We start from the raw sequence: 13,579 nt of genomic DNA, 5'->3' as shown, positions 1-13,579 counted from the left end.
TTGAGACAATCAATCAGGCCGCATACGCGGCCTGAAACTATCAACCCCACGTGTCAACCGAAGTGGGTGCAGTCCCTCACAAGCTGGCAGAAGATATGTTCCGAAACTCGTGTCCAAAACTGATGGTTCATTATTTGGCTTGTCGGTGAGTTCTGGAACACTGTTGCCTCATGGGTGAACTTTTAGGCTACGCGAGGGTCTCGACTACCGATCAGACCAATGATCCGCAGAGCGACGCTCTGAGCGCTGCCGGCTGTTTCAAAGTCTGGACCGAAACCGCCTCCGGTGCAACCACCACTCGGCCGCAACTGTCCGACCTACTTTCTCATCTTCGCGACGGAGACACCCTTGTCGTATGGCGCCTCGACCGGCTCGGTCGCTCACTCCCCCACTTGCTGCAGACGGTGGAAGATCTCGCAGCCCGCGGTGTCGGCTTCAAATCGTTGACCGAATCCATCGACACCACCACCTCCGGCGGCAAACTCATCTTTTCCATCTTCGGAGCCCTCGCCGAGTTCGAACGAAACCTGATCCGCGAACGCACACAAGTCGGTCTCGCCGCTGTCCGAGCCCGCGGCCGGACCGGCGGCCGGCCTCCGAAAATGACCTTGACGAAACTCGCACAGGCACAACGGATGCGAGAAAACGGCATGCACTTGACCGACATCGCCGAAATCATCGGCGTCGGACGCACCACCCTCTACCGGCACCTGAAGTGAGTGAGGTGGAAGCCGTAACGCCCGGCGGTGTCAACGGAACCCTGCGCTATCGTCCGGATTGGATCTAAATTCGTACCGTGGTGCGCGCAGCAGATTTCGTCAAGCAAGTGGTCTCGTCCACGCTGCACCATCCGAAGGCGGTGACATCGATGCTGGCCGAGCCGCACTCACAGCACTGCACCCCATCGGACGACTCGGAACCCCCGAAGACATCGCCTACGCAATCCTCTACCTCGCCTCCGACGAATCCTCCTTCGTCACCGGATCCGAACTCGTCATCGATGGCGGCTACACCGCCAGATCGCCGGCCACGAACCAGCTCGCACGAACTAGACCCCGACTACACCGGAGACCTGCAGTCGTATTCGACGGTAGGTCTCCCCCCATAGTCACAGCCACTCGGTCGCCTGTGCATGCCGGCCCAGCACCGGCCACTTGTTCTCCAGCGTCACCGTGCCGCTCGTATCGTCTCCTCAGTTCCGTTGTCAATCTTGAGGAGAACATGATCGTCCGCGTGGTCAGATTCCACATAAGGATCAAGATGCTCAAACGACAAATGTACGGACGCGCTGCATTCGACTTGCTCCGCAAACGAATGCTTCTCAGTCGCTGACACATTCAGGACCGACCACGGAAAGTTGTCAGTGGCCATGAAAAAGTACCCACGGGTGGCCAAGTCGAAGTCCCCACTGGTGGCCAGATAAAAGTCCCCACCCTGTGCTCGTCGTGTCAACCAGGAACTCTGGGCCCGCGTGGTGACGGTGAAGGTGCCAACCACACACCACTGCACCATCTCAGATCAAGCGAGCTCAACAACTTGACGGCGCCTTCTGCGGCCGTTGAGCCCTTTGTCGTGAGGGACAATACAATCTCGTCGATACTGGTCAAGCGTCGTTTATACTTCTTGACGATCTGCGGCGCGAGCGAGGAATCGGCGTCCTGGGTACCTCGATCTGCTCCGGTCCGATCTCGGTGAACACCGTCTTCGCACGCGGGCCGTTGCGGGAGTTCCCAGTGCCGCGACCGGCCGCATCGTCTCCCCGTTTGTTGGAGACACGACATGGCTCGCCTCGGTTCGAGACGAGACATGCCACATGTTCTAGCGTTCGGGAACGCGTTACTGGGCGTCAGTAGCGTTCGGATTTTGCGGCCAGGGGTGATTGTCCGGTCTGCACAGCAGGCCGTTGCCCGTCTGCTCCATTGTTGATGCTGCTGGCTTCGTCGAGAGATAAGCCAGTGGTCTCTGGGGCCCAGATGATGGACACCACGCCGCCGAATATCAGAATCGCAGCTGCGATCAGCATCGTGCCACCGATTCCAAGGTGATCGAGCGACAGGGGGACGAGAAAGACGCCTACTGCAGAGCCGACGCGTGTCAATGCCGTCACCATGCCCACTGCGGTTGCACGGATGGCAGTGGGAAACAGTTCGTTGGGGTAGACCCATGTCAGCACCTGGGGTCCGCCGTTAAAAACCGCGAAACATGTGAACGCGGTAACTACAACGAGGGGCGAGGCCTCGGGAGCCAGACCGAGAACTAGTAGGGCGAGTCCAGCAAGGATCGAGCCCCAGATGACCATTCGCCTGCGTCCGGTCTTGTTGATGACCAACAACGCTGACACTACCCCGATGAGAAACAGGAATTCGAGCACAGCGGATCCGATGTTGTCGGATATGGATTCCAAGCCGAACGCTCCGAGGATCTCGGGCCCGAAGGTGTAGATCGCGAAAACTGGGATGTTGGAACAGGTGTAGAAGACTACGACGTAGACAAGACGTCCGAGGTAGCCACGTCGCAGGAGGTCACGCCACGTGCTGGTGCGACCCGCGTCCGGGGCGATGTCTGCGACGGTCACATGTCCCCCGTACACCCGGGTGAGTACCTGTTGTGCTTCGCTCTCGCGCCCTCGGCTCAGCAGCCATCGAGGAGACTCTGGGGTTCCGAGCCGCAGAAGAAGCAGGGTGAGCGCCGGAACAGCAGCGCTGGCGAGGAACCAGCGCCAGCCGTCATCGCCCAGGTGCCTGAGCATGACGTCGCCGACGAAGTACGCCGCCGCTGCGCCGATGAAGAACATGCATACGAGTCCGCTGAGAAATTGTCCTCGGTATTTTCGGGGCGAGAATTCGGTAAGCAGAGATGATGCCATCGGGTAATCGGCCGCCACGCAGGCGCCGAGGAACAGTCGGGCAACGAGCAGCATCCATCCTTCGGTGACGAAGAACTGGGACACGGAAATTGCTGCTATCAGTCCCAAATCGAGGGTGAACATCACCTGTCGCCCGAAGCGGTCGGTAAGGAAGCCTGATACGGCCCCCCCGAAGAGCATGCCGATCAGGGCGCCGGCGCCGATCAGCCCTTTCATCACAGTCGATAGTTCCAGTTCGGGACCAGCGGCGACCAACGCAACCCCGATGCTGCTCAAGATGTAACCGTCAAGGAATGGACCGCCTGACGCGTACAGCGCCAAGCGTTTGTGGAATCCGGACAGCGGTGCGTCGTCGAGAGGGTGGGGCTTCACGGTAGATCTCCTCGTAGGAATGGGTGCCGCACTGAGCCGGCTAAAGCCAATCGGTCGAACCGCGCTTCAGGCAGTAAACGAAACGACTAGTGGTCTAGCCACTATGGATAGTATGCTTTGTGGCCGACGGCACAAGCCGTTTCGGAAAATTAAAAAAACAGTGACCCGACGCACCTACCGGGAGCTGGATCATCAACAGGGAGAACATATGTCGTTAACAGGATCGTTATCGCAGACCGTCAGCGATGTGGACACTGCAGCAATGTTTGGACCCAACTTCCCCAAGGCGGCATCAACGCCGTTCGTGCTGGGCCTGGCGGAAGTGGCATGCCACAACATCGTTGCCGGTGAGCTGCAAGACGGAGAACTCACTGTGGGCACCGCCGCTACGATCGAGCACTTGCTGCCCAGTGCGGTAGGAGCAACGTTGACAGCTCGTGCGACACTCGTCGAGCGCGACGGCAGACGCCTTCACTTCACCGTCGAGGTTTTCGATGGCGACAATGTGTGCGCGACCCTGACCCACAGCAGAGCTGTAGCTCAGGCGCAGAAGATCGCCGACCGCCTCGCCGCGCACGGCGGATGATGTCGGCTATCGGGGGGTAGAGTGATAGCGGTCCGACCACTTACGCACTAGGGAGCCGAACTCGTGCCAGCGAAACCCACCACGGAACCACGCCGGCAGTTCGCTCCGGCCAAACGAGTGCGTGCGTACGAGAGCATTGTCAAACAGATCGAGGACGCGATACTGAGGGGCGAGCTACGGCCAGGTCACAGGCTCCCAAGTGAACGCGAACTCACGACGGAGTTCGCAGTCAGCCGCACCACAGTTCGTGAGGCTCTGCGGGTATTGGAAAGTTCCGGACTGATCCAGTCACGCCAGGGCGACCCTACGGGAGGTGCGGTGGTGCAGGAATTCTCACCTACTGCCTTGAACCGATCGCTGACCACCATGGTCCATCTCGAGCACTTCGACCTGGCGGATCTACTTCAGTTCCGCATGTCCATCGAAGGATCGGCCACATTTCTCGCAGCGGTGGCCCACACGGCCGAACAGCTGGAGAATATGAAAAAGGCACATTCCGAGGCTGCCAGTGCAATTAGATCAGGGTACGAAGCGTTCTCTGCGGCGGACGTAAAATTTCACCAAGCGGTGGCTGAATCCGCGAACAGCGGATTACTGAAAGTATGCAACGATGTCGCGTGCGGCGTGGTCATGAACCTGATTGAAATCAAACTCAAGGCATCCTTCGACGTCGAAGAAATGATGATTGACAGCTGTCGTCGGCACGGATTGGTTCTCGAACAGATCGAACAAGGCAATGGAGCTGATGCCGCCAGAATGGCGCTTAAGGACATCATCGAGCATTACGGCCGGTTCATCCCAGACGACCGTAGAGCACCGATGGAGGCATTTGCGGCACACGGGCCTATAGGCTGACGCTGGTTGAAGGCCTTTCACATCCGATCATCGCCGCTCGTTAGCCTCGATCGCGTACGAGATATCGCCGGCGATCTGAGAGGTTCACCGATCATGTTTGCCACATCCGAATCTATGTTCGGATGTGGCAAACCGACCTGTGTGTAGTTGAGATGCTGCCGGATTCCAATTTCCGGAGTCGTGTCCTTTCCGCTCGTGCCAACGTGATTCGCCGGTTCAAGTCGGTTTCGGTAGCGCGAGTCTAGCCAACACCGCAACGACAAGGCCGGACCACGATGCCCGGCCGGACAATCACAGACGCGTTTTCCTCGCATGATGGGCGACGCGATCGGTGATCGAAAACAGTCGCTGATCGCGCGGTCCCGGTCGGTGCGGCGGGCTGTGAGCAGTCAGTCGTAAGTCGACACTGATCTGGTCCGCTCCGCGGACGTACGTGCACGTTGGTGCGCATCCGTGTTTGATCGGCGATGATCCGAGCATCTTTCGCGTCGGTCATACCGTCGCCACGGTAGGTGGCTGCCGCGCGGTGCACGATCCGTCCCGGGATATAGAACAACTGCTGGGAGTGGGTGCTAAGGAAGGCGATCAGTAGTGCCGCGCCACCGGAGCCCAAGATCCGTTGCCGCGCAGACGTTGTCGTCGTCTGCGATCCCTACAACTGTTTCGATGAGATCTTCCGGTGAGAAATAGTCCAATCTTGTGGCTCGGCGTCGTCGGCGATCGTCGCGACCGCCTTGTCTATATCCTCGGCGTTATAGATCTTCTTCATCGCTGCTAATGCACGCCGGCGGGCTGACTTCGGTAGCGCAGCAGGCACATTGACTTTCTTGGGGCACCAACAGCGCTGCGACCGGGTCTCGGGGAACACTTCCCTCAACGCCTTCCGGAACCCCCAGTGCGCCGTCCCCGACCACCAACACCGGGGCCCACATCCCTCGGCGGCGGCAGTCGCGCAGCAGGTCCACCCAGGACTGAAGTCGATTCGCGGTAGCCGTCGGCGAGGGCGACGAACTCCTTCCGACCGTCTGCTCAGACCCGAGCATCACCAGCAAATAGTTCTGGAAGCGTTGCCGAGACCAGCCCGCGTCCTGCTGGGCGCGGGCTGGGACCCGAATGGCCAACGCGGCATCGATACGCACGGTGTTCGCCAACATCACCGCATCGGCGGCATCGGACTTCGATCCGAAGACTGAATGTCGGGCACGTTACCAGCTGCTGTGCAGGCGGCGTTGAACTGCCGCAGTAGCGACATCAGACTGATTCCCATCGCCGCTTCGATCTGCGGTGGCTGACGACGTGCCGGTGCGCGCATGATCTCCCGCAGCCGTTCGACGTCGCGGTAGATGAATCTGGAGCCTCAAACGAACCCTCGCAAGCAAGCTCCACCAGACGAGCTGATCCATTGCACACAGCCCGGAAGCCCACTCAGACCGTGCTCGGCGTCGCCGTATTTGTAGATCATCCCGTAACCATGTTGCGGTTCTAGATGCAGGAAGGAAGCAATCCACAGGCAATCCTTCGCGAGCTGCTCGAAAAGTCAGGCCCGCCGCAGATTGCCCCACTCCTCATAGTTCACGGTAAACATGGAGCATTCCTATGCACACCATAGTTGGCTCGTCCATGCATTTATGAACGCGTAGCGGGCGCCCCGAAGCGACAGCACCCGTGCAAGTCAAGTCCTGCAAACCAGCTGAACCAGCCATTGCAGCCCTGGGCCGGTTCGACCCAGGGCCGAATCATGTTGCAGATTGAGACAATAACCGCAGTCTTTCGACCGAGCTCCGTTAGCTGGGCTTCTGGCCGAACAGTTCCTCCACAACCTCTGGGAGTCTCTTGAGATCAGGCATCACGGCTGCCACGAGTTCGGCCGGGTAGTCGGTATTCTCGCGGTTGATGTAGATCGATCTGATGCCGACGCTATCCGCGGCTTCTACATCGTGGAACAAGCTGCATGCGACATGAATCCAGGTGGTGCAGTCCGTGCCGGTTCGGTCGCGAAAAGTCTCGAAATGAGGGGCAGCAGGTTTGTAACTTCCGATGTCCGAGCTGGTCACGATCTCATCGATTCCCACTTCGAAGCTTTCCAATGTGAGCAGCAGCATTTCGCGGTCCACGTTCGAGAGTATGCCCAGTCTGTAACCCCTGGCTTCCAACGCCTTCAACGCTTCGTTGGTGTCGGGAAACATCGGCCAAGTCGGCAGTGTTCTGCCGAGTACGTCCAATTGTTCCTCGTCAAGTTCGATCTCGCATCGCTCAGCTGCTCGACGGAGACCTTCAGCGAGTACCGCGCGGTACGCCCACTCCGGGTGTTCGGCCTGGACATTCGGCTCGTGGCGGTGGTACTCCGTGAGCAGCCGGTCGGCATCGGTGCCTGCGACACTATGAAGAGCTGCTGTCATGCCGGACCGCCAATCGACCAGGGTTCCGTAGCAGTCGAAGGTGAGCCATTTCGTCGTTGTCATAGTTCTTCTTTCCAAGGGTTGTGGTGGGTCAGTGATGGTGGGGAGCTCGAACTCGACGGTGGCCTCGTTTGAAGGGCGCTCCTGCAGGCGGGCTTTCTCCATCTTGCCGGTCGGGTCTTCGCCAGCTCACGGCCGAGCTCGACATCACGGCGACCTTGTAAACGCGCCATAGTCGTGTAGCAGAAATCCCGCAGTTCCCGCTCCGACAGCTCCGATCCGTCTTTGGCGATTACCGATACTTTGACTTCCCCTCGATGAGCTTCGATCGAACGCCGTATGCCGCGCATTCCAGGGTTGCGGAGTGTTCGCGGATGGCCTCCTCGACCTCGAAGGACCATATCTTCTCCCCCGGGCTGCGGATCGAATTCTTTCTGCAGCCGACGACGGAGAGCGCGCGAACATCCAATCCCCCACTCGTCGTTGATAGATCTGTGGCCTCCTGTATATGTTGGCACTACCGATCTAGGTTTCATCTACTCAGCAACGTGCAAGCGAATCCCCAGAACAGCTCGATCTGCATACCGTCTAGAGACGCTTGGCATTGGTCTCGGGTAGTGCATACGTGCAGATGAAGCTGATCAGAACGAACGTGACCAACAGAATGGCAATGGCGTAACTGCCGAAGGCTGTTAGCAGGACGCCGGCGATAACCGGAGGAATGGCGCCACCAACTACGCCCGCAAGATTGTATGCAAGTCCTGCTCCAGTGTAGCGGTACTTCGTGGCGAAGAGTTCAGGTATGAACGAGGCCATCGGTCCATACGAGATTCCGAGAACGGTAAAGGTTCCGGCAATTCCAAGGACAAATAGGAATGGTGATCCTGTGTCGAGAATTGGCAGCACAGCGAACGACCACGGAACCCCCAGCGTAAATCCGCACAGAATGACTCGTCGACGGCCGTAGACATCGCAGAGAACAGCCGATAGCGCGCAGAAGACAACCATGGCAAGCCCGCCCGCAACATTCGAAACGAGCACCAAAGAAAAGGAGTGGCCAAGTTCAGTGCGCCCGTATCCGGTCAGGTACGTCCCACCCATGAAGGTGAAAGTGAAAACGCTCATCATGGCTCCTGCTGCGAGCATCGTCTGCTTCAGCTGTGCGCGCAAAAGTTCCTTCAACGGATTTTTTGCGATGTTACCCTTACCTTGGCGAAATACCGGAGTTTCTTCAATGTTCAAGCGCATGTATAGCGCAATAGCAACAAGGACAATACTGAACAGGAAAGGAAGTCGCCATGCCCAGGTCAGAAAGGCATCGTTCCCCTCTCCCACAGTTTGACTGACGAGGAGAAAAATGAGGCTGCTCAGCACAAGTCCGGTACCGACGCCTATCTGCGGGAACATACCGTAGAGACCACGTTTACGCTCCGGTGCATACTCTGCCGTAAGCAGTGCCGCTCCCGACCATTCCCCCCCCACTGCAAATCCTTGGAGCGCACGAAGGAATACGAGGAGTACCGGTGCTGCTGCACCGATCGAGGAAGCGCTAGGGATTAGACCGATCGCAACGGTCGACAATCCCATGATCAACAGAGTTGCGATCAGAGCCTTTTTTCTTCCAATCCGATCTCCATAATGTCCAAAGAAAGCCGAACCAACGGGACGAATGATGAAAGCGACCGCAAATGTAGCGAATGAAGAGATCGCTGCAACAGTTGGCGAAAGATTCGGAAAGAAAACATGCGGGAATACGAGTGCGGCCGCCAAGCCGTAAATATAAAAATCGTAGTATTCGATCGCCGAACCTACAAAACTCGCGAAAGCTACCCTGTTCATCGTGGGCCGGTTAGCAACCGGCGCCATCTGCGCCTGATTCTGTTTCATAGCTTCCTTGTCGTCTCTGAAAATGCAATGGATTGCAGTTCCTTCGTCACATCGAAGTCGACCAATTCGTCATGCGTTTCGACGATCCCGCCATTTTCTGGTGGGTGACGGCATTGTGAATCGTCTACCAGTGAAAATCCTTGCAACTTCACAAGGGCAGTTGATCTCCACGCTGAACGAACAGGCATTTCTGCAGTGGTCTAGCCAGTGCGGTAAGTGAACTCGATCACCATCACTCTGTCAACCGCTGACCGCAAAATTTGCCATTGAACGGCCGGCGCGATCGAGCGGATTGCCACGACATCGACGTCCGGCCCTTGCCGTTGTGGTGAGACTCAGATGCCTTGCGTAGGCCTGCGGCTGCAATGAGGTGGGCAAACCAGAATCCATGTTTCGCTTCTCAAACCTCCATCTACCCACGGAGCTCTGCCGCCTTGACGCCCCGATTCCCGATTGGTTGCGACGGTTTGTGTGCGCGCAGGGGCTTGACAACACTCGACACAGCTGGTGTTCTACTGGTCAGTCCACTAGATCGGGTCGATGTTAGTGATCTTGTCGGAGGCAACGGGGATGACCGGCAAAGTTCCCTCAGCCCGCGCCGCCGTCAAACACTGCTCGTTACAGCGCTTGGTAGCGAAGGCGTGGTACCTCAGCTCAGGTATCACCCCGCACATAAAGGAGAAATGCAATGAGTGAAAGCACAGTTTTGACGGAATACGTCGGAGACGTGGTAGTAATTACCCTTAATCGGCCTCAGTCGTTGAATGCGTTGAATACCGACCTATTGACAAACCTGGTCGACGCGTTACGTGCCTCGCAGTCAGCCGGTGCAATTGTGTTGCAAGGCGCGGGTCGCGGATTTTGTGCAGGCGAAGATCTGAATGAGACTCTCGCCCCGCGAACCGGCACGGCGGAGGAGTTGCGCGTTGCATTCCATCAGCTGCAGGATCTGACGAGATTGATGGCTGGAGCGCCGTGCCCTGTCGTTAGCGCCGTCCACGGATACGCTGTTGGCGGAGGCGCCGAAATCGCGCTCACCGCCGACTTTGTCGTCGGAGGCCCGCAGGCCCGGCTCAAGTTCCCTGAGGCAGTAATCGGACACGCTCCGACTGGCGGAATTACAGCACGACTGCCGTTGATGGTGGGACTGCTTCGCGCCAAACAACTGTTGTTGACAGGTCGGTGGGTTGAGCCAGACGAGGGTTTGTCACTCGGGCTCTATACCGAGCTGAATGCAGATCCGAAGGCACGGGCTTTGGAGATCGCCACGGAACTCGCAGGACATCCGCGACGGTCGCAGACCGGAGTAAAGCGGGCAATCGAACTCGCACTCGTTCCGCAACAAGAATCCTATCTCCAACTCGAAGTAGAACTGGCCTCATACTGTTTTGCATCTGTTGAGACCAAAGAAAGTTTCTCTGCGTTCCAGAATCGGACACGCACGACACCCACCCCATAGCATTCCGCACATTTATTCGGTACCAAGCCAACTGAGGTGAAAAAGATGCATGACGAAACGACCTTGAATTCGGCGCTGAGCGACGCAATCGAACATTGGCCCGACAGAGTATTCCTCAAAATTGATGGACAGGACATCACGTTCTCGCAGTTCGAGGACCAGGTCGGCAGGCTGGCCGCGGGTTTGAGTGATATCTGTGGGATCAACGCTGGCGATCGCGTGAGCGTGTTCATGCGGAATTCATTGGCATGCGAGCACACATGGTTCTCTGCCAACAGGCTCGGAGCAATCTGGGTGCCCATAAACACCGAGTTCAGGGGATTGAGTCTCGAGCACGCAGTGAACCTAGCTGACGCACAGGTCTACGTGGTTGACGAGGATCTCTATGAAATCCTGACTACTGCATTGTTCAAAGCAGGTATCGCCGCCACCGTTGTTGTGGCCAGCAACGAGGATGCGAAAGGTAGTGGACTTTGGCTCTCCGATCTCTATCTTGATCGAAAAGCCCCCACTGTTGATGTCAAGTTCTCGGACATCTCGGCCCTTCTCTATACCTCGGGAACTACCGGGCGGTCGAAGGCATGTATGCTCTCGCATCGTTACTTCACCTCTCAGGCTCGGATCGCGATTCGCGACTTCGGCTTAACGGAAGCGGACGTTCTGTACTGTCCTTTCCCGCTGTTTCACGCCGATGCCACAGCTTTGACAACTGTTCCCGCTCTCCTTGTGGGTGGGACTGCTGCGATTAGTAGACGATTTAGCGCTTCGCGATTCTGGGACGAAATTCGCGAAGCCGGCGCCACTGTTTTCGACTTCATGGGAGCGACGCTATCCATCTTGGCGAAGGCAGAACCGAAGCCAAACGACGCAGACAATCCGGTGCGACTGGCGTGGGGTGTACCGGTTCCGGAATCTGTCGATATTTTCGAAAAACGATTCGGGTTGACAGTTGTCGAACTCTATGGATCCGTCGAGGCAAATATTCCGATAACTCAGCATTTTTCTCAACCCCGTGTTCCAGGTTCGTGCGGACGCGTCGTAGAGGAATTCGAAATTATCGTCGCGGATGAATTTGATCAAGAAGTTGCACCGGGTGAGCCTGGGGAACTGCTAATTCGTCCCAAAGTGCCGTGGATTACCTTCTCCGGGTATTATGAAAATCCTGATGCAAGCACTTCGGCTCTACGCAATATGTGGTTCCACAGTGGAGATTTGGTGCGCATGGATGTCGACGGAAATGTGTTCTTTATTGGCCGCAAGAAGGAAAGTATTCGACGTCGAGGTGAAAACATCTCTTCATTTGAGGTGGAAGAAGGAATTCGAGAACATCCTTCTGTACTGGACTGTGCCGCATTTGGAGTAAAGTCAGACCTCACTGAAGAAGAAGTCAAGGTATCTATCGTAGTGAAATCTGATGCTGCTTTGACAGAGAAAGAAGTCTGGGAATTTTGCTATGCCACGATGGCTAGGTTTCAGGTTCCTCGCTACATCGAGTTCGTTACCGATTTGCCGAAGACTCCAACCGGAAAGGTAGAAAAGTTCAGATTGCAGGAGAACCCATTCACCGAAGAAACAAAAGAATTTGCTCTTCCGGCAAAGGTTTAGAAGAAACAAGCTCGAAAGTCTCCCATGCCCATTCCATAACGGTTCAATGATTAGAACCTTTGACAGAAGATAGAGATCAAGCAAATGTTTAGTGACTTACGCTTGAAGGCTGCGCATCTTTGCCTTTGGAGATAGGTAATATCTCGAAAATATCGCCCGACTTTCCACCAGTCCTGGCGCGCAAGGCGTTGACTGACCTGGAGAGCTCAGCATGGACTGAAAGCCGCAGCGGCGTCATTTCCACCGACTTTACGAAGGCTTCAGAAGCACTTATATAAATATAATCTTCGATATCGATAAGCTAGCAACAGTCATACCGAAATGGGTTTCCTCAATCTCTCAACAAAGGGCAGGTGATCGCTGCGTCCCAGATTGTTCTGAAAATAGAAAATCCCGTCATTCGACTGGGACGAGCGGCTCCATCATATGATCGAATGTCCATCATATCTACTTTGTTGATTAAAATTCAACGCTCAATCTATATCAACTGGTCGCTTTCGCAGGCACAACGAGATAGGACGCATGGTCACGATGACTGCACTGGTATCGACAGAAACAGACTCGAAGCCTTACGATCTCGATGATCGGTATCGGTCGGGATCGGGCCCGGTGTTGCTGACCGGTGTTCAGGCAATCGCTCGCGGCTTCGTCGAACAGCACGTTCGCGATACTCGGGCAGGTAAGCGGATCGCCACTTTTGTCTCCGGGTACCAGGGAAGTCCACTGGGCGGGGTGGACAAGATGCTTCACGGGATGCCCAAGGTGCTCGCCGAGCACGACATCACCTTCATTCCCGGCTTCAACGAGGAACTTGCGGCCACCGCGGTGTGGGGTAGCCAGACGGACCTTCCTGCAGGAACCGCGAAGTTCGATGGAGTCACTGGCTACTGGTACGGCAAGGGGCCCGGTGTCGACCGCGCTACCGATACCATCCGCCATGCAAACATGTACGGTGTCAACCCCAGGGGCGGGATCGTCCTTCTGGTGGGCGACGACCCGGCCTCGAAGTCCTCCACGGTTCCCGCTGTCAGCGAGCGCTCGCTCGCCGCACTCAACGTGCCGGTTCTGTTCCCCCGCAACGCCGAAGAAATCATCACGATGGGCATGCACGCGGTCGCGCTTTCACGCGCATCCGGTTGTGTTGTGGCGCTGAAGATCGTTGCCGACGTAGCGGACGGCGCGTGGACGGTTGACGGCAGCATCGCCGACTTCGACATCGTGGTGCCCGAGGTGCAGTTCGAGGGCAAGCCGTTTGTCTACAAACAACGACCGATGGACGTGGCGCCCGACAAGATCATTCCAGCTGAAGCCGACCTTGTAGGTCCACGATGGGATCTGGTGCAGGCCTACGGCGCCGCGAACAATCTCGATGTGATCGAGGTTGATCCGTCAGGTGCGAAGATCGGAATTGTCGCTACCGGAACCACATTCGACTCCGTACGTCAGGCTCTGACAGACCTGGGTGTCGACGACGCTGCCCTGCATCGTGCGGGAATTCGGCTGCTCCGTATCGGTATGCCGTACCCGGTGGTGGGGGAGTCGGTGCGAGA

At 56.9% G+C, this 13,579-nt stretch carries 10 protein-coding genes and 5 pseudogenes; 8 read left to right on the top strand and 7 right to left on the bottom strand.

Annotation, left to right across the window (positions count from 1 at the left end):
- Window positions 1-170 precede the first annotated feature (170 nt).
- Together V2B23_RS30180 and V2B23_RS30175 are read left to right on the top strand one after the other, a co-directional pair.
- Window positions 171-719 (top strand): recombinase family protein, encoded by a 549-nt coding sequence (locus V2B23_RS30180; RefSeq protein WP_430953589.1) that lies wholly within the window; start codon window positions 171-173, stop codon window positions 717-719.
- 58 nt (window positions 720-777) lie between these two features.
- A pseudogene (locus tag V2B23_RS30175) lies at window positions 778-1,002 on the top strand (SDR family oxidoreductase); the annotation flags it as partial.
- A 545-nt stretch (window positions 1,003-1,547) separates the two neighbouring features.
- Here the strand turns inward: V2B23_RS30175 and V2B23_RS30170 are convergent.
- Together V2B23_RS30170 and V2B23_RS30165 are read right to left on the bottom strand one after the other, a co-directional pair.
- A pseudogene (locus V2B23_RS30170) lies at window positions 1,548-1,747 on the bottom strand (transposase); the annotation flags it as partial.
- A gap of 99 nt (window positions 1,748-1,846) precedes the next feature.
- Window positions 1,847-3,238 carry an MFS transporter gene (locus V2B23_RS30165; protein WP_033236884.1) on the bottom strand — a complete coding sequence of 464 codons (1,392 nt, stop codon included), beginning with the start codon at window positions 3,236-3,238 and terminating at the stop codon, window positions 1,847-1,849.
- Between the two features lie 208 nt (window positions 3,239-3,446).
- On the opposite strand from V2B23_RS30165, the gene V2B23_RS30160 reads away from it, so the two are divergent.
- From V2B23_RS30160 to V2B23_RS30150, 3 genes and pseudogenes are all read left to right on the top strand, one after another.
- Window positions 3,447-3,824, top strand: coding sequence for a thioesterase family protein (locus tag V2B23_RS30160; RefSeq protein ID WP_033236883.1), 378 nt, complete (start codon window positions 3,447-3,449; stop codon window positions 3,822-3,824).
- Window positions 3,825-3,887: 63 nt separating this feature from the next.
- Window positions 3,888-4,121, top strand: a pseudogene (locus V2B23_RS30155) (FadR/GntR family transcriptional regulator); the annotation flags it as partial.
- A 21-nt stretch (window positions 4,122-4,142) separates the two neighbouring features.
- Window positions 4,143-4,679 carry a FadR/GntR family transcriptional regulator gene (locus V2B23_RS30150; protein ID WP_230590423.1) on the top strand — a complete coding sequence of 179 codons (537 nt, stop codon included), beginning with the start codon at window positions 4,143-4,145 and terminating at the stop codon, window positions 4,677-4,679.
- Between the two features lie 241 nt (window positions 4,680-4,920).
- Here V2B23_RS30150 and V2B23_RS30145 read toward each other — a convergent pair whose 3' ends face one another.
- The 5 genes and pseudogenes from V2B23_RS30145 to V2B23_RS30125 all read right to left on the bottom strand — a co-directional run bounded on the left by V2B23_RS30145 (window position 4,921) and on the right by V2B23_RS30125 (window position 8,917).
- Window positions 4,921-5,235 (bottom strand): IS110 family transposase, encoded by a 315-nt coding sequence (locus tag V2B23_RS30145; protein WP_430953591.1) that lies wholly within the window; start codon window positions 5,233-5,235, stop codon window positions 4,921-4,923.
- Between the two features lie 162 nt (window positions 5,236-5,397).
- Window positions 5,398-5,731, bottom strand: a pseudogene (locus V2B23_RS30140) (transposase); the annotation flags it as partial.
- Window positions 5,732-5,832: 101 nt separating this feature from the next.
- Window positions 5,833-5,991: a hypothetical protein gene (locus V2B23_RS30135; RefSeq protein WP_430953588.1), complete on the bottom strand. Its 159-nt coding sequence runs from the start codon at window positions 5,989-5,991 to the stop codon at window positions 5,833-5,835.
- A gap of 472 nt (window positions 5,992-6,463) precedes the next feature.
- Window positions 6,464-7,141 (bottom strand): HAD-IA family hydrolase, encoded by a 678-nt coding sequence (locus V2B23_RS30130; RefSeq protein ID WP_430953587.1) that lies wholly within the window; start codon window positions 7,139-7,141, stop codon window positions 6,464-6,466.
- A 525-nt stretch (window positions 7,142-7,666) separates the two neighbouring features.
- Complete coding sequence (locus V2B23_RS30125) at window positions 7,667-8,917, bottom strand: MFS transporter (protein ID WP_430953590.1); 1,251 nt, start codon at window positions 8,915-8,917, stop codon at window positions 7,667-7,669.
- A 736-nt stretch (window positions 8,918-9,653) separates the two neighbouring features.
- Between V2B23_RS30125 and V2B23_RS30120 the strand changes: the two genes are divergently transcribed.
- From V2B23_RS30120 to V2B23_RS30110, 3 genes and pseudogenes are all read left to right on the top strand, one after another.
- On the top strand, window positions 9,654-10,424 hold the full coding sequence (locus V2B23_RS30120) for an enoyl-CoA hydratase/isomerase family protein (protein WP_430953586.1): 771 nt from the start codon (window positions 9,654-9,656) through the stop codon (window positions 10,422-10,424).
- Between the two features lie 45 nt (window positions 10,425-10,469).
- Window positions 10,470-12,029, top strand: a complete 1,560-nt coding sequence (locus V2B23_RS30115) for an AMP-binding protein (RefSeq protein ID WP_430953585.1) — start codon at window positions 10,470-10,472, stop codon at window positions 12,027-12,029.
- Between the two features lie 531 nt (window positions 12,030-12,560).
- Window positions 12,561-13,579, top strand: a pseudogene (locus tag V2B23_RS30110) (indolepyruvate ferredoxin oxidoreductase family protein); the annotation flags it as partial.

Source organism: Rhodococcus sp. 24CO (assembly GCF_050586165.1).
Taxonomy (GTDB): Bacteria; Actinomycetota; Actinomycetes; order Mycobacteriales; family Mycobacteriaceae; genus Rhodococcus_F.
This window is presented reverse-complemented; position numbering and strand designations above follow the sequence as displayed.